General features: G+C 72.4%; 27 protein-coding genes. 4 read left to right on the forward strand and 23 right to left on the reverse strand.

From position 1 onward, the window contains the following. The 21 genes from NMK44_RS35920 to NMK44_RS36020 all read right to left on the reverse strand — a co-directional run. Positions 1 to 133: biotin carboxylase N-terminal domain-containing protein (locus NMK44_RS35920; RefSeq protein WP_254751324.1), on the reverse strand; the 133-nt coding region annotated here is incomplete at its 3' end. A gap of 56 nt (positions 134 to 189) precedes the next feature. After that, a complete protein-coding gene (locus NMK44_RS35925; protein ID WP_254751158.1) occupies positions 190 to 1,119 on the reverse strand; it encodes an alpha/beta hydrolase in 930 nt (309 codons plus the stop codon). Between the two features lie 136 nt (positions 1,120 to 1,255). Next, positions 1,256 to 1,990, reverse strand: a complete 735-nt coding sequence (locus tag NMK44_RS35930; protein ID WP_254751160.1) for a 2-hydroxychromene-2-carboxylate isomerase — start codon at positions 1,988 to 1,990, stop codon at positions 1,256 to 1,258. A 42-nt stretch (positions 1,991 to 2,032) separates the two neighbouring features. Next, a complete protein-coding gene (gene fabG / locus NMK44_RS35935; protein WP_254751162.1) occupies positions 2,033 to 2,776 on the reverse strand; it encodes a 3-oxoacyl-ACP reductase FabG in 744 nt (247 codons plus the stop codon). Positions 2,777 to 2,792: 16 nt separating this feature from the next. Continuing rightward, positions 2,793 to 3,275, reverse strand: coding sequence for a 3-hydroxyacyl-ACP dehydratase FabZ family protein (locus tag NMK44_RS35940; RefSeq protein ID WP_254751164.1), 483 nt, complete (start codon positions 3,273 to 3,275; stop codon positions 2,793 to 2,795). Further along, positions 3,272 to 3,676, reverse strand: a complete 405-nt coding sequence (locus NMK44_RS35945) for a 3-hydroxyacyl-ACP dehydratase FabZ family protein (protein ID WP_254751166.1) — start codon at positions 3,674 to 3,676, stop codon at positions 3,272 to 3,274. Before NMK44_RS35945 ends, NMK44_RS35940 begins: the two co-directional genes overlap by 4 nt. Then, on the reverse strand, positions 3,676 to 3,927 hold the full coding sequence (locus tag NMK44_RS35950; RefSeq protein ID WP_254751168.1) for an acyl carrier protein: 252 nt from the start codon (positions 3,925 to 3,927) through the stop codon (positions 3,676 to 3,678). The genes NMK44_RS35945 and NMK44_RS35950 overlap by 1 nt, the downstream gene beginning before the upstream one ends. Positions 3,928 to 3,949: 22 nt before the next feature. Further along, positions 3,950 to 4,927 (reverse strand): ACP S-malonyltransferase, encoded by a 978-nt coding sequence (locus tag NMK44_RS35955; protein WP_254751170.1) that lies wholly within the window; start codon positions 4,925 to 4,927, stop codon positions 3,950 to 3,952. A 40-nt stretch (positions 4,928 to 4,967) separates the two neighbouring features. Beyond that, positions 4,968 to 6,104 (reverse strand): beta-ketoacyl synthase N-terminal-like domain-containing protein, encoded by a 1,137-nt coding sequence (locus NMK44_RS35960; protein WP_254751172.1) that lies wholly within the window; start codon positions 6,102 to 6,104, stop codon positions 4,968 to 4,970. 65 nt (positions 6,105 to 6,169) lie between these two features. Next, on the reverse strand, positions 6,170 to 6,565 hold the full coding sequence (locus NMK44_RS35965; protein WP_254751174.1) for a hypothetical protein: 396 nt from the start codon (positions 6,563 to 6,565) through the stop codon (positions 6,170 to 6,172). Positions 6,566 to 6,568: 3 nt separating this feature from the next. Next, a complete protein-coding gene (locus NMK44_RS35970; RefSeq protein WP_254751176.1) occupies positions 6,569 to 6,964 on the reverse strand; it encodes a DsrE family protein in 396 nt (131 codons plus the stop codon). 11 nt (positions 6,965 to 6,975) lie between these two features. Beyond that, positions 6,976 to 7,302 (reverse strand): DsrE family protein, encoded by a 327-nt coding sequence (locus NMK44_RS35975; protein WP_254751178.1) that lies wholly within the window; start codon positions 7,300 to 7,302, stop codon positions 6,976 to 6,978. 12 nt (positions 7,303 to 7,314) lie between these two features. Continuing rightward, positions 7,315 to 8,106: an SDR family oxidoreductase gene (locus NMK44_RS35980; RefSeq protein WP_254751180.1), complete on the reverse strand. Its 792-nt coding sequence runs from the start codon at positions 8,104 to 8,106 to the stop codon at positions 7,315 to 7,317. Beyond that, on the reverse strand, positions 8,103 to 9,092 hold the full coding sequence (locus NMK44_RS35985; RefSeq protein ID WP_254751182.1) for a beta-ketoacyl synthase N-terminal-like domain-containing protein: 990 nt from the start codon (positions 9,090 to 9,092) through the stop codon (positions 8,103 to 8,105). Before NMK44_RS35985 ends, NMK44_RS35980 begins: the two co-directional genes overlap by 4 nt. Beyond that, positions 9,089 to 10,297, reverse strand: a complete 1,209-nt coding sequence (locus NMK44_RS35990) for a beta-ketoacyl-[acyl-carrier-protein] synthase family protein (protein ID WP_254751184.1) — start codon at positions 10,295 to 10,297, stop codon at positions 9,089 to 9,091. Before NMK44_RS35990 ends, NMK44_RS35985 begins: the two co-directional genes overlap by 4 nt. Next, positions 10,297 to 11,286, reverse strand: a complete 990-nt coding sequence (locus NMK44_RS35995) for an acyl-CoA thioesterase family protein (RefSeq protein ID WP_254751186.1) — start codon at positions 11,284 to 11,286, stop codon at positions 10,297 to 10,299. The genes NMK44_RS35990 and NMK44_RS35995 overlap by 1 nt, the downstream gene beginning before the upstream one ends. Further along, positions 11,286 to 12,341 (reverse strand): beta-ketoacyl synthase N-terminal-like domain-containing protein, encoded by a 1,056-nt coding sequence (locus NMK44_RS36000; RefSeq protein ID WP_254751188.1) that lies wholly within the window; start codon positions 12,339 to 12,341, stop codon positions 11,286 to 11,288. The genes NMK44_RS35995 and NMK44_RS36000 overlap by 1 nt, the downstream gene beginning before the upstream one ends. Further along, positions 12,338 to 13,480, reverse strand: coding sequence for a beta-ketoacyl-[acyl-carrier-protein] synthase family protein (locus NMK44_RS36005; RefSeq protein ID WP_254751190.1), 1,143 nt, complete (start codon positions 13,478 to 13,480; stop codon positions 12,338 to 12,340). The genes NMK44_RS36000 and NMK44_RS36005 overlap by 4 nt, the downstream gene beginning before the upstream one ends. After that, complete coding sequence (locus NMK44_RS36010) at positions 13,477 to 14,712, reverse strand: beta-ketoacyl-[acyl-carrier-protein] synthase family protein (RefSeq protein WP_254751192.1); 1,236 nt, start codon at positions 14,710 to 14,712, stop codon at positions 13,477 to 13,479. Before NMK44_RS36010 ends, NMK44_RS36005 begins: the two co-directional genes overlap by 4 nt. 36 nt (positions 14,713 to 14,748) lie before the next feature. Continuing rightward, positions 14,749 to 15,000, reverse strand: a complete 252-nt coding sequence (locus NMK44_RS36015) for an acyl carrier protein (RefSeq protein ID WP_254751194.1) — start codon at positions 14,998 to 15,000, stop codon at positions 14,749 to 14,751. 266 nt (positions 15,001 to 15,266) lie between these two features. Then, entirely contained in the window at positions 15,267 to 15,932 is a 666-nt protein-coding gene (locus NMK44_RS36020; RefSeq protein ID WP_254751196.1) for a helix-turn-helix transcriptional regulator, read from the reverse strand. 447 nt (positions 15,933 to 16,379) lie between these two features. On the opposite strand from NMK44_RS36020, the gene NMK44_RS36025 reads away from it, so the two are divergent. From NMK44_RS36025 to NMK44_RS36040, 4 genes are all read left to right on the forward strand, one after another. Next, positions 16,380 to 17,945 (forward strand): MFS transporter, encoded by a 1,566-nt coding sequence (locus NMK44_RS36025; protein WP_254751198.1) that lies wholly within the window; start codon positions 16,380 to 16,382, stop codon positions 17,943 to 17,945. A 72-nt stretch (positions 17,946 to 18,017) separates the two neighbouring features. Continuing rightward, entirely contained in the window at positions 18,018 to 19,034 is a 1,017-nt protein-coding gene (locus tag NMK44_RS36030; protein WP_254751200.1) for a zinc-dependent alcohol dehydrogenase, read from the forward strand. 82 nt (positions 19,035 to 19,116) lie between these two features. Then, positions 19,117 to 19,899 (forward strand): LLM class F420-dependent oxidoreductase, encoded by a 783-nt coding sequence (locus NMK44_RS36035; protein ID WP_254751202.1) that lies wholly within the window; start codon positions 19,117 to 19,119, stop codon positions 19,897 to 19,899. Then, on the forward strand, positions 19,896 to 21,188 hold the full coding sequence (locus NMK44_RS36040) for an MFS transporter (protein ID WP_254751204.1): 1,293 nt from the start codon (positions 19,896 to 19,898) through the stop codon (positions 21,186 to 21,188). The genes NMK44_RS36035 and NMK44_RS36040 overlap by 4 nt, the downstream gene beginning before the upstream one ends. 58 nt (positions 21,189 to 21,246) lie before the next feature. On the opposite strand, the gene NMK44_RS36045 is transcribed toward NMK44_RS36040, so the two are convergent. Both NMK44_RS36045 and NMK44_RS36050 read right to left on the reverse strand, forming a co-directional pair. After that, positions 21,247 to 22,296 carry an ABC transporter substrate-binding protein gene (locus tag NMK44_RS36045; protein ID WP_254751206.1) on the reverse strand — a complete coding sequence of 350 codons (1,050 nt, stop codon included), beginning with the start codon at positions 22,294 to 22,296 and terminating at the stop codon, positions 21,247 to 21,249. Positions 22,297 to 22,321: 25 nt separating this feature from the next. Beyond that, positions 22,322 to 22,885 carry an ABC transporter permease gene (locus NMK44_RS36050; RefSeq protein ID WP_254751326.1) on the reverse strand — a complete coding sequence of 188 codons (564 nt, stop codon included), beginning with the start codon at positions 22,883 to 22,885 and terminating at the stop codon, positions 22,322 to 22,324. Positions 22,886 to 22,887: the final 2 nt, after the last annotated feature.

Below are 22,887 nucleotides of genomic sequence, written 5' to 3' on the forward strand. Positions count from 1 at the left end.
CGGCCGCGCGCACATGCACAGCGTCCCGGTCCGGATCGGCGTAGACGGCCACGCTCGCGATCCCGGCATCCCGACAGGCACGGGCAACACGGACAGCGATCTCGCCACGGTTGGCGATGAGCACCTTCTGCATGCTCTCTCTTCCCTCTTCCCATCAGAAGTACCGCCCGGCGAGGACGGTCAAGGTTGCTACCCCAGGGCCCGCTCGAGGAAGTCCAGCACCACGCTCGCGTACGCCTCGGGATCGGTCTCCAGACCGAGCAGATGCCCGGCACCCGGCAGAACGTGGGTCTCGGCCTGCTCATAGCGTTCGGCCAGGGCGTCCACCGAGGACGGCGGCACGATCGCATCGTGCTCGCCGGACATGAACAGCAGCGGGATCTTGGCGAACGTGCCGGTCACCGGAGGCGGCCACTCGGCCCGCACCATCGCCGGGCCCACGGTGCACAGGGTCCGGGTCACCACCGAACGGGACGGCTCCGCGCTCAGCGGGGCGGGCACCGGCAGTGCCTCCGCCTCCAGGAACTTGCGCAGCAGCGGCGCCACATCATGTCCCGGCCCGCTGTCGCACACCAGCGCGTCGACTTCGAACCCGTCGTGCGTCAGCGCCCACATGGCCGAGAAGCACGAGAAGGCGAAGCCGTAGACGGCTATCCGCGCGGTGGCATAGCCATGGCGTTCGCGCAGCCGCTCCACCACGGCTATGACATCGCCGGCGAACCGGTCACCCAGGCCCAGCAGCGAGCGGTCATCGCCGCTGGCCCCGTGGTTGCGGTGGTCGAAGAGGCAGACCGTGTACCCGGCGTCGTGCAGGAACCGCGCGTGGCCAAGGCTGTGTTCCTTGCTCGTGCCCAGGCTGTGCCCGAGCACCACCACCCGGTCCGTGGCCCCGGGGCAGAGCCAGGCATGGACGTGCTTCCGGGGGCTGAACGGGATCTTCAGCTCGGTGTACGGCAGTCCGTGGTCGCCGGGGTTCGCCTGCTGTGCCCGGTTGCGCGGATGGAAGGCCAGATACGCCAGGGAGGCCCCGTACAGCGGGGCCACCGGAAGCACCGCGGCCGAGAGGGCGCGGGCCGCCAGCGAGGGCGGCCGCGCCGACTTCTGGCGAGGCTCGGGCATCTGCGTCCTCCAGGAGGGGATGGAGTGTCCGTCGGCGGTCAGGGCGGTCTCGTCTCAGATCAGGACGGGTGGGGGGTCGGTGGCCCGCGAGCGGCGCGGCGGCCTGAAGGAGAGGGGGAGGCGGTGGGTACGGGTGTCAGCCGCACCCTCCGGCATGCCCGTGGTCTGCGGAGCGGACCACGGCGGCACCGGCGCCGCCGGGTACCTCGTCCCCGGACGGCGGACCGGTCGCCGCGGTGGCGGCGGACCGGGCGCGGACCGCGTCGGCGAAGACGGCCAGCCGGTCCACCCCCCAGTACTTGTCGTAGCCCAGGGTGAAGAACGGCACGCCGAACGCCCCGTCCTCGCTCAGCGCGAGCAGGGCCGCGAGTCCGCGTCCGCCGCGCAGTTCCGCGTCATCGGCCGCGTCCGCCAGCGGACCGGCCGGGAGTCCCAGCTCCCCGGCGATCTCCGCGACGGTCCCGCGGTCGCAGATGTCCCGGCCCTCCTCCCAGCGCGCGCGGTAGACCCGTTCGACGTAGGCCGGGCCGAGCCCCGCGTCGGCGGCGAGGAAGTACGGCAGATGCGGCACCTCCCAGACCGGGTCCACATCCACCGGCCAGGTGACCGGCAGACCGCGGTCGGCGGTGAGCCTGCGCACGTCCTGGAGGACGTACAGGTGCTTGTCCCGCGACATCGCCGTGTACGGGAAGCGGCGGCGCCGCTCGGCCATCCGGCGTTCGCCGTCCGCGTCCGGCTCCCACCAGGGATGCCACTCCACCGCCTCTGCGACATCCGGATAGCGGTCCATCAGATCACGGTAGGCGATCCAGCTGTACGGGCTGCGGAAATTGAAGTAGAAGCGCGGCACTTTGCTGCGCTTGGCTGCCACGTCCGTCCCCCTCGTCGGTCCGTCGGGTCCTGTCCGGCTCGATCAGATGACCACACCGCCGTCCACCTGGAACACCGCGCCGGTCACATACTCCGCGGTGGTCAGGTACGCGACCATGTCGGCGACCTCCTCGGGACGGCCGAAGCGACGGAGCGGAATGCTCTGCTCGGCATCCTTGCGCACACTGTCCGGCAGCGACGCCGTCATGTCCGTCTCGACGAAGCCGGGGGCGACCACATTGGCCCGGATGCCGTACCGTCCGACCTCCTTGGCGAGCGACCTGGTGAAGCCGATGATCCCGGCCTTGGAGGCGGCGTAGTTGCTCTGGGTGGCGTGGCCGTGCACCCCCGCCACCGAGGATATGGTCACCACACACCCGGACTTGCGCTTCATCATTCCGAACACCACGGAGCGGCAGACATGGTAAGTGCCGTCCAGGTTCACATCCATGACATCCCGCCACTCCTCGTCCCGCATCAGCAGCAGCGGATTGTCCCGTGTGATGCCGGCCGAGGTCACCGCGACGTCGACGGGGCCCAGCTCGTCCTCGGTGAACGCGACCAGGTCCCGGACCGCCGCCATGTCCCGGACGTCCGTCTGTCTGCCGACCACCCGGCCGCCGTCCAGCTTCGCCGCCTCCTCCTCCAGGGTGCGGGCCGCCTCCGGGCCGGCGCCGTGGCAGAACACCACGTCGAACCCGTCCCGGGCCAGGCGCAGTACGGTCGCGCGGCCGATGCCGCGGGAGCCGCCGGAGACGAGTGCGACCCGTCGCTCGTTGTCGGACATGCGGTGTGGTTCCTTCCTAGGCGCCCGGGGCGTCGGTGAGCTCGGACGCCGGGCGCATCGTCATGGTCAGCCGCCCGACGGTCAGGGCGGTGGCGTCCCCGACCAGGCTCTCGCCCTCGAAGACATAGGTGTCGCCGACCCGGCGGGCCAGCCGTACATGGTGCTCCACCACGTCGCCGGGGAGGACGGGGCGGTGGAACGCGGTGTCGGTGACCCCGCCGAGCAGCATGGCCATCCCGGTGCGGACGTCCGGATTGGGCCGCTCCCGGGCCACCAGCACCCCGGCCACATGGCACCAGGACTCCAGCAGGACGGTCCACGGGTAGTGGTAGTCCTCCTCGGGTGCGTCGTCCGGCACCTCCGCGTACCAGGGCTCGTTGCAGGTGACCGCCTTCAGTCCGCTGGCCCGTTCGCCGGGGACGAGTTCGGTGACCCGGTCCACCAGCAGCATGGGATAGCGGTGCGGCAGGATCCGCTTGATCTCGCCGACCCCGATCATCCGGCGGCTCCCCGGCCGGTGAAGCGCAGCCGGATCTGGGCGGCGGGGCCGCGGCCGGTGGCCGCCTTGGCCCGACAGCGCCAGTCCTCGCCCTCCCGGGTCCAGCTCAGTTCAACGCTGAGCGTGTCCCCGGGGTAGACCGGGCTGAGGAAACGGGAGGACTCCAGGGCGGCCAGCCGCCACTGCCGGACCGGACCGGGCAGGGTGGCGCGGGCACCGCGCTGGACGTACTCCACGACGCACACCCCGGGCAGGATCGGGAACCCGGGGAAGTGCCCGGCGAGCACCCGCTCCGTCTCCGGGACCCGGACCTCGCACCGGGCGGGGCGCTCACCGGGAGCGCCGGGTTCGACGACGTCCACGGTGCCGTCGACCGGTCCGCACGCGGACGCCGTCGTCATCACTTCGCCAGCTTCGCGACGAGCAGGTCGTGCACCTTGCGCAGACAGGTGATGTCCTTCATCTCCCGCTCGTCCAGCTTGACCCCGTACTTCTTCTCCAGGACGACCATGACCTCCAGGGCCATGAGCGAGTCCACGCCGAGGGTCTTGACGAAGTCGGCGTCGTCGGTGAGGTCCGCCTCGTCCACGTCCAGTACGTCCGCGACGAACGTGCGCAGTTCTTCCTTGTCGAGGGTGGTGGTGTCAGCCATGGGGGTGTCTCCTTCCGCCGCGTCAGCGGGGATCGGTGGTGAGTTTGGCGAGCGCCTCGGGCGAGTCGACCGGGAGGGTCACGGCCCCCTCGACGGTCCGCCGGATCATCCCGGTGAGCTGGCGGCCGGGGCCGAGCTCCATGAACCGGGTACAGCCGAGATCCCCGGCCAGGGTGCGCACACCCGCCTCCCAGCGCACCGGGTGGGTGAGCTGGTCGAGTTCGAGCTCCCGCCAGCGGGCGCCGGTGCGGTACGCGCGGGCGTCCACGTTGGCGACCACGGGCAGATGCTCGGGGGCGAAGTGCACGGCGGCCAGGGCCTCGCGCAGTTCGTCGGTGGCGGCGGCCATCAGCGGGCTGTGGAAGGCGCCGCCGACGGCGAGCCGGATCACCTTGCCCTCGGCCTCGACGGCGAGCCCGGCGAGCCGGTCCACGCCCTCCGCGGTGCCCGAGACCACGATGGCACCGGGCGCGTTCACATTGGCGACCCAGATCTCCGGGCCCTCCTGCCGCACCGTTGCGACCAGGTCCTCCACGGTCTCCGGGCCGAGCCGCACCACGGCGGCCATGGTGCCCGGTGAGCGCTCGGCACAGGCGCGCATGGCCCGGCCGCGGGCGGCGACCAGCCGGGCGGCGTCGGCGAGCGGTACGGCCCCGGCCGCGTAGAGCGCGGTGTATTCGCCGAGGCTGTGCCCGGCGCAGGCCACCACCTCGCCCAGCACCCCGGCCTCGCTGGCCTCCCGGTGCACCAGCACCTCGGTGGTGAAGACCGCTATCTGCGCGAGATCGGTGCGGCGCAGCGTCTCGTCGTCCGCCTTGAGCAGCAGCTCCTCGACGTCGATACCGGTGTACTCGGAGATCCCGGCCACCAGCGGCCAGGACGTGGCGTCCCGCCAGGGCGCGCCCATGCCCGCCTTCTGCGCGCCCTGTCCGGGGAAGACCAGGGCGGTGCGTGGTGGCGTGTCCGCCGCTTCCCCGGCGGCCGTCTCACGGTCCGTCATGTCCATCAGCTCCTTGTGCGTGCGCTCGGGGCGGCCGGGGTCACCGGATCCGCAGCAGGGCCGCTCCGACGACGCCGTCCCGGTCGGCCGAGGTGACCAGGGCGTGCCCGCCGGTGGCGAGGTCCTTGCGCTCGGCGAGCGCGAGGACGGCGGCGATCTGGAAGGCCGCCGAGGCGGCGCAGGTGTCGCCGATGAGGTCGGCGGCCGAGATCACGGGCGGCGTTCCGCCGTCGAAGACCTCGGCGAGGGCGGCGCGTTCGGCCTCGCCCTCGGCGCCGGGGGCCCGGGAGTCGGCGAGCAGCCGCACCTCGCCGGGGGCCACCCCGGTACGGTCCAGCAGCCGCCGGACCACATCGGCGAGCACGGTGCGGACGGCGTCGGCGCCGGGTGCGCAGCCGAACTCAAGACCGGTGATCTCGGCGAGGGCCCGGCGGCCGTGTCCGGTGGCGGTGGCCTCCGGCTCCAGCAGCCAGACGGCCGCGCCCTCCCCGAGCACCGCGGTGGCGTCCTCGTCGGCGCGGGTGTGCCACTCCAGCCAGGCGCGGGCGGAGGAGAACTCCTCGACCGCGCCGCACAGCACCGGGCCCGCGCGTCCGGCGCGCTGGAGCCGCAGGGCGTACTGGAGGGCGAGCAGTCCGGTGGCGCGGCCCCCGGCGATGGTGGTGTTGGGGCCCTTGAGCCCGTGCCAGATGGCGGACTGTCCGGCCGCGCAGTTCATCACCGTGTTGGGGAAGCGGGCCGGGTCGACGAAGAAGGGCCGCTCGCTGACGAGCGAGTCACGGGTGAAGTCCATGATGCTCTGGGCGCTGCCGGTGCTGGTGCCCAGGGCGAGTCCGGTGTGCTCGTCCACGCCCGGCAGCCGTTCGCCCGCGCCGCTGCCGCCCTCGGCGGTGTGCTCGCCGTTCCCGCCGTACAGCAGCGCGCGGAGGGCGGTCACCGCCAGACCGGTGGCCCGGTCCATCGAGCGGGTGCCCTTGCGGCCCAGGATCTCCCGGATACGGAAACCGGGGACGAGGCACGCCTCCCGGAACGGCGCGGACCACTCCTCGGGGTCCAGCGCGGTACCGGCCTTGCGGCCGGACCGCAGCCCCGTGGTGAAGTCCGCCCCGCTCAGGCCCAGGGGCGAGACGGCGGTCCAGGCCGAGATGACCGGGACGGCCCCGGCGGCGGTGTTCATGGGTCCGTGGACTCCTTCGGTGGTGGCTTCGGTGGTTGCGGGCGCGGCGGGGACGGCGGGCGCGGTCACAGGAACCACACCTGTTCGTAGGCGGGCCAGCGGGACGCCAGCGCGCCGCCCTCGATGACGCGGACGCCCGGCAGCAGCCGGTCGCGCGCGGTGCGCCCAAGCGCGGTCAGCCCGTCCTCCTCGACCATGACGGTCACCCCGGCCGCCAGCACCCGGGTCACCGAGGCGGCCGGATCGGGCAGCGAGGCCAGGGTCCGGCCGCCGATGCGCAGCTCCGGGGTGAAGTCGGTGGTGAGGGCGTACCCGGCGGCGGGGCCGCGCAGCACCAGATCGCATCCCCCGCTCTGCCGGTGGAGTTCGGGGACGACGTAGAGGGCGTCGGCGTACCGGGTCTCCACCGAGCCCCGGTACGCCTTCTCCACGATCAGCAGCCAGCGTGCCTGGTCCGCCATGGCTCAGCACACCCCCATGAACAGGGTCTTGCCGGCGGCGCGGACATGCTCGGCGTAGACGAACAGCGACCGCTTGCGCACCTCGGGGATCTGCTCGGCCGCTCCGCGCTGATCGGCGCAGAAGCGGCAGACGTACCAGTACAGCCGGTCGGGGTGATCGGTGATCAGGTCGCGGATGACACGCGCCACCGAGGGGTGTTCACGCCCCGGGTCGGACAGGTCCCGCGGCGTGGTGTCGCCGAGCGCGGCACCGGTCAGCCGGGTGGCGTCGCCGCACACCCAGATCTGCACCCGGGCGCCGCGGTCGAGCAGCGCGGTCGCCAGCCGCAGCGCGGAGGTGACCAGATCGGTCTGGTGCGGTGCGCCGTGCAGGTTGAGCAGCACATCGGTAGGGGGCACGGGCCGGGGCATCAGTGCCACACCGCCCGTACCCGGGGCTCCAGCAGTTCGGCGGCCACCTCGTCCATCTCCACCATCCGGCAGGCGGGCAGCAGATCGGCGGCGGGCAGGGCGCGCTGGGCGGCCGAGAAGGTGTCCACCCAGAGCTCGCCGCCGTCCCGCAGCAGTGTCTCCACGGCCGGTGAGGCACCGGGCAGGGCGGCGGTCACCCCGTTCTCCACGAGGAACAGCACCACCCGGTGGCCGTCCCCGGCCAGCCGCACCGCGTCGCCGACGAACCGCTCGCAGGCGGGCCCGGTCTGCGGTCCGCCGGTCTCGATGAGCAGATGGTCAGTCATGTGCGTGTCCCGTCAGGTCAGGAGCTCGCCGCCGTCGACCCCGATCACATTGCCGGTGATCCATGAGGAGTCGGTGCGGGAGAGCAGGGAGACGGCCTCGGCCACGTCCTCGGGCCGGGTCAGCCGCCGGTGCGGATTGAGCCCGGTGGCGTAGGCGGCGATCCGCTCGCTGTCGGGGATCCGCTCCATGGACGGGGTCAGGGTCACCCCGGCGCGCAGGGCGTTGACGGCGATCCCCGACGGCGCGAGCTCCAGGGCGAGCTGGCGCACATGGGACTCCAGCGCGGCCTTGGCGGCGGACACCGCGCCGTAGTGCGGCATCACCCGGGTCCCTCCGGCGCTGGTCATCGCGTAGACCTTGGCGCCCGCTCCGAGCAGTCCCGCGGTGAACAGGTCCTGGGTCCAGTAGACGAGGGAGTGGGCCATCACATCGAGCGTCATGTTCATCTGACGTGAGGACAGCCCCTCGTCGCCGTCCTGCGCGATGTACGGCAGCAGGGTGCCGAAGGCCAGCGAGTGGACGACGATACGGATCCCGGTGTCCCCGGTCAGCTCGGCGAAGCGCGGCAGCAGCTCCTCACGGGTCCGCGCGGAGGCGGCGTTGGCGTTGAAGAAGTGCGCCTGGACGCCCTGGGCGCGCATCTCCTCGCGGGCCACCGCCGCCTTCTCCTGGCCGTCGGCGGTGTCGAAGTGCACGCCCAGGATGTTGACGCCCGCGCGGGCCAGCTCATGGCCGATGGCCAGGCCCATTCCGCTGGAGGCGCCGAGCACCAGGCACCAGGATCCTTCGAGTGAGGTGATCATCGGTCGTCCGCCCTCCGCGGTGTGCTCATCGGCTCTCCGTCCGCACTCACCCCGGCGCCGCCCGGGGTGACCAGGCAGACGGCGAGATGTCCCTCGGCGGCCGCGGTGACGACCGCGTGGGCCCGGCCCGGGGCGCCGTCCAGCGCCGCGGCGGCCCGCGCCACCGGGGCCAGCGCGCCCGCGCCCGCCGCGACCCGTTCGTACTTCTCGTCCGCCGTGAGCTCCTCCAGCGCCGCCGCGACCGCCTCCCCCACCGGGGAGCCGTCCAGCACGGCGGTGGCGCCGAGCGGGACGCCCGGCCGGTGGCCGAGGGCATCGAGCGCGTCCCGGACCAGCGCCGCCGCCCGTCCACTGCCGTCAGCGGCGGCGGCCATCGGCGGCGGCAGGAACGAGGTGCGGACGCCCAGCCGCCCCAGCGCCCGGCCGCCACGGGCCGCGACCGAGGCCGCGGGCTCCAGCAGCAGGGCCACCGCCCCGGCCTCCGCGGTGTCCGCGCCCGGCTCCCCCTCGGGCAGCGCCTCCTCGGTGGCCCCGGCGATCAGCAGCCGGGCCCGGCCCGCGGCCAGCGCGCGCTGACCGGTGCGGAGCGCCTCGAACCCGGCCACCCGGGGGGTGGTGAGGGTGAGGTTGAACCCCTTGAGGTCGTGTTCGGTGGCCAGCCGGCTGCCGAAGAGGTTGATGGAGAAGTAGGGCGCGGTGACCGGGCTCAGCCCCTCGGCCCCGCCTTCGGTGACCGTACGGTCCATGGCCCGGTGCAGCGCCAGGGCCGCGCTGTTGGTGCCCACCGCGGCGCCCCGCCGCTCGGGCTCCGTGGCCTCCAGCGCGTCCGGACCGGCCCCGGCCAGTGCGCGCTTGGCCGCGGCCAGGAAGTACTGGCTGGCCGGGGGCAGGTACTTGTAGCCGCGGCGGCCGAGCGCGGCGCGGAAGTCGAAGCCGTCGGCGCTCACCGTGCCGACGCCCGCGACCACCAGATCGGTGCCGCTCATGACCCGGCCTCCCCGAAGACGAGCGAGATGTTGTTGCCGCCGAACGCGTAGGCGTTGACCAGTCCGTAGGGCGCGGTGACCGGGGTCGGTCCGGCCGGCAGCCGCACCGGGCACTCGGGGTCGAGCGCGCCGACGGGCACATTGGACGGCACGGTCCCGTGGTGCAGCATCAGGACGGCGGCCAGCGCGGCGAACGCGCCCGCCGCCCCGCCGGTGTGGCCGATCAGCGCCTTCAGGCTGTACAGCGGCGCCCGGCTGTCGGCGCCACCGGCCAGCGCGTCCAGGATCCGGCTCTCCACCACGTCGTTCAGATCGGTGCCGGTGCCGTGCGGCACCACGAAGCCCAGGCCGCGCTCGCCCGGCGCGGCGGTCACCCCGGCCTGCCGCAGCGCCTCGCGCATCGCCCGCTCGATCTGGGCGCCGCCGGGCTCGGGCGCCGTCGGGTGGTGCGCGTCGCAGCTCCATCCGGCACCCGCCAGACGGCCGTAGACGGTACGGACGCCACGGGCGCGGGCGTGGGTCGCGGACTCCAGCACCAGGACGGCCGAGCCCTCGCCGAACAGGGTCCCGCCGCGGTCGGCGGCGAACGGGCGGCAGCGCTCGGGGTCGATCGCGCCCAGCCGGTTGAAACAGGCCAGCGCCACCCGGGAGTACGCTTCGGCGCCGCCCGCGATGACCACGTCCGCCTCACCGGAGCGGATCAGGTCGGCGCCCTCGGACAGTGCGTAGCCACTGGCCGAACAGGCGTTGCTGACACAGGTGGCGGACCCCTGCGCGCCGGTCAGCGAGGCGACCGCCGAGGCCATCGGATAGACCGGCGCCCAGCGGGCGGAGTCCGGCTCGGTGCCGGTCCACCAGCGCTCGTGGAGATCGGTGTCGCCCATCCCGCTGCCGAGGATCACGGCCATCCGGCGGGGGTCGGGCACCCCGCCCGCGCCGTCCAGCCCGGCGTCCCGGACGGCTTCCCGCGCGGCCTCCAGGGCGAACTGCGAACCCCGGCCGAGCGGGAGGCCGTCCAGCTCCTCCGGTCCGTCCGGCAGATCGGCCTCGGGCACCAGGTACATCAGCGGGTGGTCCATCCGGGCCAGCGGATCGGGCACCTTCACCGGAGCGGTGTCCGCGGTCCCCATCCCGCGCCAGAAGGCATCGACGCCCGAGCCCAGCGGGGACAGCGCCCCGAGCCCGGTGATCAGCACATCGTCCATCAGGGGGCACTCGCCTTCCCGCCGATGGCCTCCAGCACCCGCTGGTCGAAGGGGACCAGCCGCCAGTCACGGCGGTTCTCGATCAGCGCGTAGCCGTGCACGATGCGGCCGGTGGCGGTGAGCGAGAGGGCGCCGTCGCGCAGGACGTAGCAGTCCATCCGGGCGGTGTAGGTGAGGTCCTTGAAGACCTCCTCCACGGTGTAGACCGTGTAGAGGTCCTCCTCCATCAGCGCCTCACCGGTGATCCGCAGATCGGACCGCGGGACCACGGGGATCCACCTGCGGTCGTCCAGCAGGGTCTTGATGGAGATGCCGCGGGCGCCGACGAAACGGTCCTTGGCCTCCTCCATCAGCCGCAGATAGCCGGACATCTGGAGCCGCTCGGTGAAGTGGCAGTACGGGTAGGGGATCGTCCACTTCCAGGCATGGGCGTTACGGCCCTCGGTCAGCGCGGTGAGCACGGCCCGCTCGTCGGCGTCCGCGGGCAGCGCGGGCACCGGCACCCCGGCGGGCGGCGCGTCCGCGCCCAGCCGCGCGGTGGTGAAACGGGCCAGCTCACCGGGGGGCGGGCCGGGCGCGTCCAGGTAGGTGTCGGTGCGCAGCGCGACGCGCACGGTGGCGGTGACGGCCTTGAGGGACGAGCCGTCCCGGGTCACCCGCAGGACGACCCGGAAGCCGAGGGTGGTGTCGCCGTCGGAGGTGTCCGGGACCACCTCGGCCTCGGCCTCGTCGTCCATGTGGAAGGCGTGCAGGATCCGGGAGTTCAGGGTGACGATGTCCAGCCCGAGGCCGTGCTCCTCGAAGAGCAGCCGGGCGGGCGCCCCGCACCGGGCGAAGTGGATCAGCACGGCTTCCTCGACGAGGTAGTTGACGTGCTTGAACCCGATCCAGGTGCAGATGTTGGAGCCCTCGTAGCGCGGACGCAGCCGCACGCTGGTGGTGTCGGCCAGCAGGGCTTTGGTCCGCATCGGCGGGGCGGCGGCTGTCATCAGGGGCTCTCCATCGCTGAACTCGCTGAAATCGCAGATGTCACGGAACTCACCGCGCAGGGAGCGCCCGGGCCTGGGCCCCGGCCGGTGACCGGGCGCAGCAGCAGCCCGGCCACGGCGTCGGCGGTGTCGTCGCCGCAGGTGAGGAGGGCGTCCCCGGAGCCGCCCGCGGCCAGCCAGCCGACCGCGGCGGCGCACTGGAGGACGCCGAGGGCGCCGGAGGCGCGGCCGAAGGCGCGGCTGAGGTCGTGCCGGGGCACGGTGGCGGGCACCGGCCCTCCGGCGTCCGCGGGCTCCTCGTGGCGCTCGGGGGTGAACCAGATACCGGGGGGCGGGCCCTGGGGCAGCAGCGCCGCCACGCACGGGCCGAGCCCCGACCGCCGCTCGTACGGTCCGAGCACGGCGGCGGCCCGCGCCCCGCGCTCGCGCGCCCAGCGGGCGTCCTCCACGACGACGGCGGCGGCACCGTCCAGCAGCTCCGCGGCCGGGGCTCCGGTCAGGTCCTCCACGACCGGGTTGTGGGTCTCGACGCCGACCACCACGGCCCGGCGGACCCGTCCGGCGGAGACGAGCGTGGCGCCCCAGTGAAGGGCGTCAAGACCGGAGGTGGGCCCGTTGCACAGCATCAGGTTGGGGCCGCGCAGTCCGTGCCGGATCGCCACCCAGGAGGCGATCACATTGCTGGAGGCGTTGGGCAGGCTCATGGGGCTCAGACCGCAGGCCGACTCCTCGGCGATGGTGGCGGCGGTGAGACATGCGGTGTCCAGGTTGCCCAGGTTGGAGCTGCCGACCACACCCACGGTGACGCCCGGGACGGCCAGCGCCGCGTCCTCGCCGGTGACCAGGGCGGCGTCCCGCAGCGCATCGAGGGCGGCGCACAGCGCCAGCCGGGTGGCGCGGTCCTTGTAGCGGTGGCCGCGGTGGCCGATCCGGGGGGCGGTGTCGAAGGGTCCGGCGGCGGGGGCAGGTGCGCGAAGCAGCGCGTCCGGGGTGTCCGCGCCGGGCAGGGCGAGGCCGGCTCCGGTGACGACGACCGTGCCGGGGGCGGCGGTCACCGGCCGGCCCTCTCCACCACGGCCACCGCGTTGACCCCGCCGAAGCCGAACGCGTCGACCTGGGCGAGCTGCAGCCCCGCGCCGCTGACCGGCTCCCGGACGAAGCGGAACTCCGCGGCCTCCGGCAGCGGTTCGCTCAGATGCAGGGTGGGCGGCACCTGGCCGGTGGCCAGGGAGCGCAGCGCGACGATCAGGCTGAGCAGTCCGGAGCCGCCTGAGGTGTGCCCGGTCATGGACTTGATGGCGGTCATCAGCGGTCCGCCGACGTCCGTGCCGTAGACATCCGCCAGGGCGGTGGCCTCGGCGGTGTCATTGAGCTGGGTGCCGGTGCCGTGCAGCAGCACCAGGTCGATATCGCGCGGTTTGACGCCGGCGCGCCACTGCGCCTCGTGGACCGCCTCGGCGATGCCCTGGGCGTCGGGGGCGGTGACATGACGCGCGTCGCAGTTCATGCTGACGGCCAGCAGCCGTCCGAGCGCGGCGGTCGCGGCGCCGGGTTCCTCGCGGCGCAGCACCACCGCGGCGGCGCCGTCGCCCATCAGGACACCGCGGCGGGAGCGGTCGAAGGGCCTTACCCGGTCCGGGGGTTCACTGTTCACCCGGTCCAGCAGCCCGTACATGCTCTCGGTCAGGGTGTCGACCCCGGCGACGACGACGGCGTCCGCGGCGCCGCTCGCCAGCAGGTCGCTGCCGAGCGCGAGGGCGTAGAGCGAGGCCGAACAGGCCCCGGCGAAGGTGTGGGTGCGCACCGCGCCGAAACGCTTGTGCAGCGCGGGGCCGAAGTGCAGCCGCCCGATGTCGAACCCGGTGCGGTCGCGCCAGGCCAGCTCGGCCGAGCGCAGCTCCCGCAGCCCGGTGCCGACCAGCACCGGGACCTCGCTCAGGTCCTCGCCGAGACCGGCCTGGGACACGGCCTCCTCCACCGCGCGCAGCAGCCAGGCGGTGGCGCGGCCGGGCACGTCCGTCCCCGCGGTGGGGCGGTCGTCGATCTCATAGGCGTGGCGGCCCCGGTACCGGTCCTGGTCGAAGCCGCGCAGTTCATGGAGTCCGCTGGTGCCGGCGCACAGGGCCCGGAAGATCTCGTCGACGCCCTCGCCCACGCTCGCCACGGCGCCCGCGCCGGTCACCAGCTGGCTCATGATCCGACCGAACCGTGCTTGCCGAAGATCACCACGGCGTTGTTGCCGCCGAAGGCCAGACCGTTGTTCTGGACGACCCGCAGATCGGCCTCGACGGCCTGGTTGGGCACACAGTCCAGGGCGCATTCGGGGTCGGTCTCGACGTGGTTGATGGTCGGCGGGATGAACCCCTCGGTGATGGCGAGCGCGCAGGCGATGGAGGCCAGCGCCCCGGCCGCGCCCATGGAGTGGCCGATCATCGACTTGACGGAGACGGTGCGCGGTGCGGTGCGCTCGCCGAAGACCTGGTGGATGGCGCGGGCCTCGGTGATGTCATTGGCCCGGGTGCCGGTGCCGTGCGCGGAGATGAAGTCGACCTCGTCCGGCTTGACCTGCGCATTGTCCAGGGCCAGTTGCATACAGCGGGCCACGCTGTCCTGGTTGGGTGCCACCGGGTGGTCGGCGTCGCAGTTGAGGCCGTAGCCGAGGACCTCGGCATAGATCCGGGCGCCCCGGGCGAGCGCCGATTCCAGGCTCTCCAGCACCAGGATGCCCGCGCCCTCACCGGTGAGGATGCCCTTGCGGTCCTTGTCGAAGGGCTGGCAGCGCTCGGGGGCGATGGTGCCCAGCCGGTAGAAGCCGGTGAAGGTCTTGCGGCACAGGGCGTCGGCGCCGCCGCACAGGGCGATGTCCACGTCCCCGCCGCGGATGGCGTCGAAGCCGTAGCCGATCGCGTAGTTGCCCGCGGCGCAGGCGGTGGGCAGGGTGACGGCCTCGGCGCGGGTCAGGCCGAACTCATGGGCGACGGTGGCCGACAGCCGTCCGGCCGGGACCCGCCGGGCGATGACCGGGTCCATCTGCTCCGGGCCCAGGTCCACCTCCACCTCGACCAGGTGGTCCAGGTCCCTGGACTCACCGTCGGTGGTGCCCACGGATATCAGACAGGGCCGGTCCCGCAGTTCGTCCTCCGGGAGCCCGGCGTCCGCCACCGCCATCCGGGCGGCGGAGACGGCGAACTGGCTCGCCCGGCCCAGGGTGCGGGGCCGCACATTGCGGATCCACTGCTCGGGGTCGAAATCCGTGACCTCACATGCCACGGCGTGTTCGAAGCCCTCGGTGTCGAAGGCGGTGATGGGCTTGGCCGCGCTCTTCCCCGCGCGCAGCCCGGCGAGGAATTCGGCGGCGCCGATGCCTATGCCCGACACCGCTCCGAGACCCGTGACGACCACCCTGCGACCCGGCTCACCACGCATATCGCTCTGCCTTCCGACGAATCCGCCGAGAGTCCGTCACCAGCCCGCCGCGTCGGAAACCACCTCGTAGACGCCGCGCAGATTGACCATCCGGCTGAGCTCGGACTGATTGATGACAACGTTGAAGTTTTTCTCCAACGCCGCGAGAATTTCAATGGCGCGCAGTGAATCCGCGTCGTGCTCTTCCTTGAAGAGGCTGGCCTCTGTGACCTCGTCGGGATCTATCTCAAGGATATCCGTGACGATTTCCTTGATGGTTTCCCGGCGCTCTTCGACGATGGCGGACATTACCGCGCACCTCCATTTTTGGGCATGGGCAAAGCGGCGAACCTGCCAGTGACGCTATGCGCCGGTACCGGAGCCGACAACCCCAGAGTCCACTACCTGTCATGTGCCCGGGGAACCTTGGCGGTTGTCTGACACGGCTGTCATGAAGCTGCCGGAGGCGGCCGGTTACCGAAGCGTATGATCGCGGTTCGCGCAAGAAAGTGTCAGGAAGCTGACGCGCAGACCGTACATATCACCCGGAATCCGACCGCCCTCGTCGGCGGAGCTCAGTCGCCGTCGGGCTCCATGAGCCCGGCGCGCGCGGCGCGCACTCCGGCCTGGAACCGTGACTCGACCTTCAAGTCACGCATGATGTCGGCCACATAGCGCCGGTAGGTACGCACCGACAGGCCCAGCTTGCGGGCCGCCGCATCGTCCTTGTAACCCTCGGCCATCAGCGTCAGCACCTCGCGCAGCACCCGGCCGCGCGCACCGCCCTCGAAGGACAGCGGCCGCATCGGACGCTGGGCCGTGTCCCACATCCCGCACAGCAGTTGGTGCAGCATGTCCGCCACGGTCGAGTTCTGGATCATCGAGGCCCGGGATCCGCCCGGTTCCCCCGGGGAGGCGTCGGGCGCGATCACCGCTCCCCCGTCCACCACCACCAGTTCCTGCCGCACCCCGTCACAGACGCGGACGTCCAGCCGCTCCACCGTGCCGACCGAACGCTGCCAGGCGGCCCCGCGGATCACCCGCGCCGGGCACAGCATCCGCGTTCTGACGCCCTTGCCCGCGAGCTGGGTGAGCGTCTGCGCGATCAGCCGGGCATGCTCCTCGGACGCCACCTCCGGCAGACTCCAGATCACATCGCGCTCGGCCCGCAGCACCAGCCGCGCCACCCATCCGGCCACCGCTTCCCCGGCCACCGGCAGTTCGGCGGTGGCGGACGCCATGGCGCTGCGCCGATGATGGTGAACAGCCGACTCCAGCAGGCGTAACGCTTCGCCCAGAGCCCGCTCCAGGTTGTCCGACCTCGTGTCCGGCTCCCGGCGGACCGGTCCGTCCGTACCGCCCCCGTCAATAGCGTCGATACCGTCAATGCCCGTACGGTCGTTTAGTTGAATTCCGAAATGGCTCAAAGGACACCCCCGCTCCCTATTGCCGCACAGTAACGAGCCACCCCCCGCACGGCAAGGAAGATCGTTACTTATAGGACAGTTCTCGCCGGGAAATGCCCTCGCGTTCCGGGCGCTGAACAGGCCGGTGTCACCAAGGGGCTGCGCCTCAGCTCGGCCGATTGGTAACTTCCTCAATGAGCCAGCGCATGAGACAGCAAGCCGTCCCTTGACGTACGACGCGGACCCCCCTCCACCACCGTGGTCCCGAAAGGCGCCGCCCCCATGGCTGCACAGAACGCCGCGACGACCGACGCCGCACCGGCCGAACCACCGTCCTCACCGACCGGCCGCCAATGGCTCGCACTCTCGGTGCTCGTCCTGTCCCAGCTCGCGGTCTGGCTCGACAACACCGTGCTGAACGTCGCGCTCAAGACCCTGGCCGACCCCGACGAGGGGCTCGGCGCCAGCCCCAACCAGCTCCAGTGGAGCATCAGTTCCTACACCCTGGTCTTCGCGGTGCTGCTGTTCACCGGCGGGGTGCTCGCGGACCGCTACGGACACCGCAGGCTGCTGCTCACCGGCATGCTCGTCTTCGGCGCCGCCTCCGCCTGGGCCGGATACGCCGGCTCGGCCACCGAACTCATCATCGCCCGGGGCGTGATGGGCGTCGGCAGCGCGCTGATCATGCCCGCCACCCTCGCACTGCTGGCCCAGGTCTTCGACGAGCGGCACCGCGCCACCGCCATCGCCATCTGGTCCGGCTCCAGCGGGATCGCCATCGCCACCGGGCCGATGCTCAGCGGGGCGCTGCTGGACCACTTCTGGTGGGGTTCGGTCTTCCTGGTCAACGTGCCGATCGTGGTGCTGTGCGTGGCCGGGTCGCTGGTCTTCCTGCCCGGGGTGGCCCAGCGGGTCCGGCAGAAGTTCGACCCGCTGGGTGTGGTGCTCTCCACCGCCGGGCTGTTCGCCATCGTCTGGGGCGTCATCGAGGGCGGCCACCGCAACGACTGGACCGATCCGGCCATCCTCGCCGCGCTCATCGGGGGCGCACTGCTGGTGGTGGTGTTCGTCCTGGTCGAACTGCGGGTGACCAACCCCAGCTTCGACGTACGGCTGTTCCGCGACATCCGGTTCACCGGCGCCAGCGTGGCGGTGATGCTCACCTTCTTCGGCCTGAACGGCTCGATGTACTACACCAGCTTCTATCTCCAGGGGGTGCACGGCCAGACCCCGCTGGAGTGCGGACTGTCCATCGCCCCGGTGGCCCTGGGCGTCTTACTCGGTGCCCCGCTCTCCGCCAAGCTGGTCCGGGCGTACGGGGTCCGGGCGGTGGTCACCACGGCCATGCTCATCGCCACCACCGGCTTCTTCGCCTATGTCTTCCTCGACGAGCACAGCGGACTGCCGCTGTTCTGGGTCTTCCTCGTCCTCCAGGGCCTGGGGATGGGCGCGGCCGTGGCCCCCACCACCGAGGCCATCATGTCGGTGCTACCCACCGACCGCACCGGCGCCGGATCGGCCGTCAACAACGCGATGCGCCAGATCGGCGGTGTCCTCGGGGTCGCCGTCCTCGGCTCCGTCCTGGTCAGCGTCTACCGTGGCCAGATCACCCCCGGTCTGGACCGGCTCCCCCGGGGCACCGCCGACTCCGCGAAGGAGTCCCCCGAGGCCACCCGGATGATCAGCGACCGGCTGCGGATGCCGCATCTTTCCGACCTCGCCGACCAGGGGTTCGTCCACGCCATGCATGTCGCCTCCGTCGTCGGCGCGATCGCCGCGGCGGCCGGGGCCGGCATCATCTGGTGGACCTTCCGGCGCACCTCCTCGGCGTCAGGTTCCGGCCACTGATCCTTTCTTGCCACGGGTGACGCCGCGGCATAGCCTCCGGGCACAACGTCCTTGATCCGGAAGGCAGTTCCCATGCGCACCGCAGTCATCACCGCGCCAGGCCAGGTGGACATCAGAGAGATTCCTGTGCCCGACGTGGGCGACTCCGAGGTGCTCGTACGCATCGCGGCGTGCGGCATCTGCACCATGGAGGCCAATCTGTACGCCGGGCGCATGAACGTTTACCCGGCCGCCGCCGGCCATGAGATATCCGGCTGGGTGGAGAAGGTCGGGCCCAAGGCCGCCGATCTGGAGGACATGCCCGCCGTCGGCTCCCTGGTCACCCTGGACGGGCTCCCCCGCTGCGGCACCTGCCGGGCCTGCCGCCGTGGCCAGTCCGCCATCTGTGTCGCCCTCCAGGGCCAGGTCCGCGAGGACGGCGCCATCGCCATGGGCGCGGGCCTGGGCGAGTACATCGTGCTGCCCGCCTCCCGGGTGTGGTCCGTGGGCGACACCGACCCCGCCGTGGCCGCCATGGGCGAACCGCTGGCCTGTGTGGTCCACTCGCTGCGCCGCGGCGGATTCCGCGCCGGTGACCGGGTCACCGTGATCGGCGCGGGCTACATGGGCCAGCTGCACCTGGCCGTCGCCCGGCACCTCCAGGCCCGCGGCGTCTGTGTGGTCGAACGCGACGAGCGGCGGCTCGCCGCCATCGCCGGGGCCGGAGCCGACGCGGCCGTCACCCCCGGGGACGTCGACAGCCTCCCGCCCGCCGACGTGGTGTTCGTGACCATCGCGTCCCGGGAGTCCATCGCCTCCGCCCTGGCCGCCGTCGCCGACGGCGGCACCATCGTGCTCTTCGGCGGCGGCCCCGACGGCCCGCCCGCCGAACTGCCCGGCTACGAGGTGCACCGCCGCCAGCTCACCGTGACCGGCTCCTTCAGCCACGAGCCCGACGACTGGCGGGCCGCGGCCGAACTGCTGCGCGGCGGCGGCCTCTCCGAACGGCTCGAGTCGCTGGTGACCGCCCGCTACGCGCTCGACGAGGTGGAGAAGGCGCTCCGGCAGACCGCCGAGACCCCCGTCTACCGGGTCGTCGTCACCCCGTGACGGGGCGGCGTCCCGCACCCGTGACGGGGCGGCGTCCCGCACCGCGGCCGAACCACCCGAGCACCTCCGAGAAAGGACCGTCGTGTCCCTGCGCGTAGGCGTACAACTCCACCCCCAGCACACCGGTATCGCGGAACTGCGCACCGCCTGGCGCGAGGCCGACGACCTCGGCGTCGACTCCCTGTGGACCTGGGACCACTTCCTCCCGCACACCGGCGATCCGGCCGGACGCCACTACGAGTGCTGGTCGCTGCTGTCCGCGATGGCGGTCGAGACCCGGCGGGCCGCCATCGGCCCCCTGGTGAGCTGCACCGCCTTCCGCAATCCGCAGGTGCTCGCCGACATGGCCCGCACCGTGGACCAGCTCAGCGGCGGACGGCTGGTGCTGGGCCTGGGCGCGGGCTGGTTCGAGGCCGAGCACACCGAGTACGGCATCCCCTTCCCCGGTCCGGCCGCGCGCATGGACGCCTTCGCCACCGCCGTACGGACCGTCAAGGAGCGGCTGGCCCGGCTCAACCCCGGGCCCGCCGGGAAGCTGCCGGTGCTGATCGGCGGCGGCGGACGGCGGCGCACCCTGGAGCTGGTCGCCCGCGAGGCCGACTGGTGGAACTGGTACGGCTGGGCCTCCGAGGACCCGGTCGCCGAGTTCCGCGAGCTGAGCGGGGTGCTGGACCAGTGGTGCGAGCGGGTCGGCCGCGACCCCGGCGAGGTCGCCCGTACGGTCATGGTCAACCCGGACCAGCTCCCGCTGGTCGAGGGGTTCGCCGAGGCCGGGGCGGTGCACGTGGTGCTGTCCCTGCCCGCGCCCTACGACCTGCGCACGGTCGAGGAGCTGCTCAAGGTGCGCGCCGCGCTCGGCACGTGACCGGCACCGAATCCGGGGTGTCCGAGACCCGGTCCGCCGCCCGTACCCCCCTCGGGCGGCGGTTCACCCTGCTCATGGGCGTACTGCTGCTCTCCAGCGTGGGCAATGGGCTGTGCTTCCCGTTCACCTCGATCTACATCAGCCGGATGCTGGGGCTGGGCTCCGGGGCCGCGGGCGGCTACTTCATCGCGATGGCCGCGGCCAGCTTCGCCGCGGCCCTCCTCGGCGGTCCGCTGGCCGACCGCCGGGGCCCGCACCGGGTGGGGGCGATCGGCGGCGCCGCGCTGGCGGTGGGGTACGGACTGCTGGCCCCGGCCGACGGGGTGGCCCTGGTCCTGCTCTCCGGCGCCTGTGCCGGGGTCGGCTTCGGGCTGTTCTACGCCTCGGTCGTGGGCGTGGTGGACCTGGCCGTCCCGGAGAGCGGCCGCCGGACGGCGTTCACCGTCCGGCATATCGTCAACAACGCGGGGATCGGGTTCGGTTCGGTGGTCGCGGGCCTGGCGCTGCACGGCGCGGGCACCCCGGCCGGAATGCTGCGCTGGCTGTATCTGGCCAACGCGCTCGCGGCGGTGCCCCTCGTGGTGGTGATCCGGGCGCTGCGGCCGAAGGAGGCCGTCCGGGACCGGTCCGCGGAGCCGGGGACCGGCGGCGCGGCCGGGCCGACCTACCGCGCCCTGCTGCGGATCCGGCCGATGGCGCTGCTGGTCGTCGCCCAGGCGCTGTTCGCGATCGTCGGCTTCACCCAGATCGAGGCGACCGTACCGCTGCTGATGCATGACCATATGGGCGTCACCCTGGGCTGGGTGAGCGCCGTGGTGGCGGCCAACTCCTTCGCCCTGGTGGCCCTCCAGCCCGTGCTGAGCCGCCGGCTGGAACGGCTGCCGGAGACCGTGAGCCTGGCGGCCGGACCGGTGCTGTGGGCCGGGGCGTTCGGCTGTGGTCTGGGGGCGGCGCTGGCCGGTCCCACGGCCCCGGCCGCGCTGCGCCACGGGCTGCTGCTCGCCTTCGCGGTGGTGTTCGCGGCGGGTGAGCTGATGTACTCCTCGGCCTTCTACCCGCTGCTGCTGCGCTGGTCGGGCGAGGAGGCGACGGGCCGGGCGAGCGCGCTGGCCTCACTGGCCTGGAACCTGGGCACCGCCTCGGGCCCGGCCATCGGACTGTTCGTGATCTCCCAGTCCTCGGCGACGGGAAGCTGGGTGGCGCTGGCGGCCGGGGCCGGGGCGGCCTTCGCGGTGTCGGCGGCGCTGCACCGGCGGGCGGCGCACGGCGAACGGGCGGCGGGCACCTGAGCGCCCGCCGCCCGCGGCGGTCACCGGCTCTCCGGGCCCTACCGGCCCCGGCTCCGGCTCATGACTTCGGCAGATATGCGTTGTCGTAGGCGTCCTCGGGGGTCACGGCCTCCCCCAGCAGCCCCTGGTCGTACATGAAGTCCGCCATCCGGGTCCAGGTCTGCGGGTCGTTGACCCCCACCTCGCCCTGGTCGTTCTTCATCATCGGGATGGTGGCCTTCAGCACCGCCCGCGCGTTCTTCTGCTGCTTGTCACCGCGCAGGGTCGGTACGTACTTCTGGCTCAGCTCGATGGCCTCGTCCGGGTGGTCCGCCATGTACTGCAGACCGCGCAAGGAGGCGTCGACGAACTTCCGCATATCGTCACCGCGCTTGTCCAGCGTGCTCTTCTTGGCCCCCAGGCCCACGCCGACCAGCGGTTCTCCCTCATCGCCCGAGTCGAGGGTAATCGCCCGTACCGAGGTCCCGGCCTCCTTGAAGGCGATGGCGTCGTTATTCAGGTAACCCATCACGCCCTCGACCTTCTTTCCGGTCAGGGCGGCCTGCTGGGTGAAGCCGATGTTCTGGACCTTCGCGTCCTTGGCGGAAAGGCCGCCCTCCTTCAGGAGGGCCAGCAATCCGAAATAGGTCTCGCCAAAGGGGCCGGGGGTGCCGATCTTGCGGCCCTTGAGGTCCTCCGGTTTCCGGATGTCGGAGTCCTTGGGGACGATCAGACCCACCGGGTATTTCTGGTAAAAGGTGGCGATGTCCACGACCGGCACATTCTTGGAGCGGGCCTGGAGCATCTCGTCGCCGCCCGCGTAGACCGCGTCCTCCTTGCCCGACTTCAGCGCTCCGAAGAGGTCTTCCGCCGCACCATGATGACGTAGCGTCACCTGGAGTCCGGCGTCCTTGTAGAAGCCCTTTTCAGCGGCCACGTAAAACGGTGCGAACTGGATGTTGGGCGTGTACGTCAGCCCTACGGTGATGCCCTCGCCGCCCTTGCCCCCCGCGCTCTCCGGCTCCTCGGCGCATGAGGTCAGCATGGCCAGTGCCACGACCGACGCAAGAGCCGCCCCCGTGACCCGGTGTCTGCGGGCACGGCTCGTGGAGGTCTTCACAGAACGCACTACGTCTCCTCTTGAGTGAACGATGTCAGTCGCGCTGGACGAACTTCTCGGCCAGCCGGACGACCGTGTACTGGACGGCCGCGAGCAGGCAGAGCATGAGGAGCGTGGAGAACAGCCCCTCGGTGTCGGCCTCCTGGCGCTGGACCGTCATGAGCTGGCCCAGCCCCTCCCCGCCCATCACGAACTCACCGACGACGGCGCCGGTGATGGAGAGCGTGAGGCCGTTGCGCACCCCCGCGAGGATGCTGGGCAGGGCGAGCGGCAGCTCGATGTACCAGAGCATTCCCCACCACCCCACACCGTCCACCCGCGCGGCCCCCATCACGTCCTGGTCCAGTGAGCGCAAGCCCAGCGCGGTGTTGACCAGGATGGGGAAGAACACCAGCAGGGCGCAGAGCACCGCGATGGGCAGCAGTCCGTAGCCCAGCCAGATGGCGAACACCGGGGCCAGCGCCACCGCGGGCACGGCCTGCGAGGCGGCCACGTACGGCTCCAGCGCCGCGGCCGCCAGTTCGCTGCGGGCGATGAGGTAGCCCAGCGGCAGCGCCACCGCGATCCCCAGGCCGCCGCCCGCAAGCGCCTCCCACACCG

It is taken from the genome of Streptomyces cucumeris, assembly GCF_024295805.1.
Taxonomy (GTDB): domain Bacteria; phylum Actinomycetota; class Actinomycetes; order Streptomycetales; family Streptomycetaceae; genus Streptomyces; species Streptomyces cucumeris.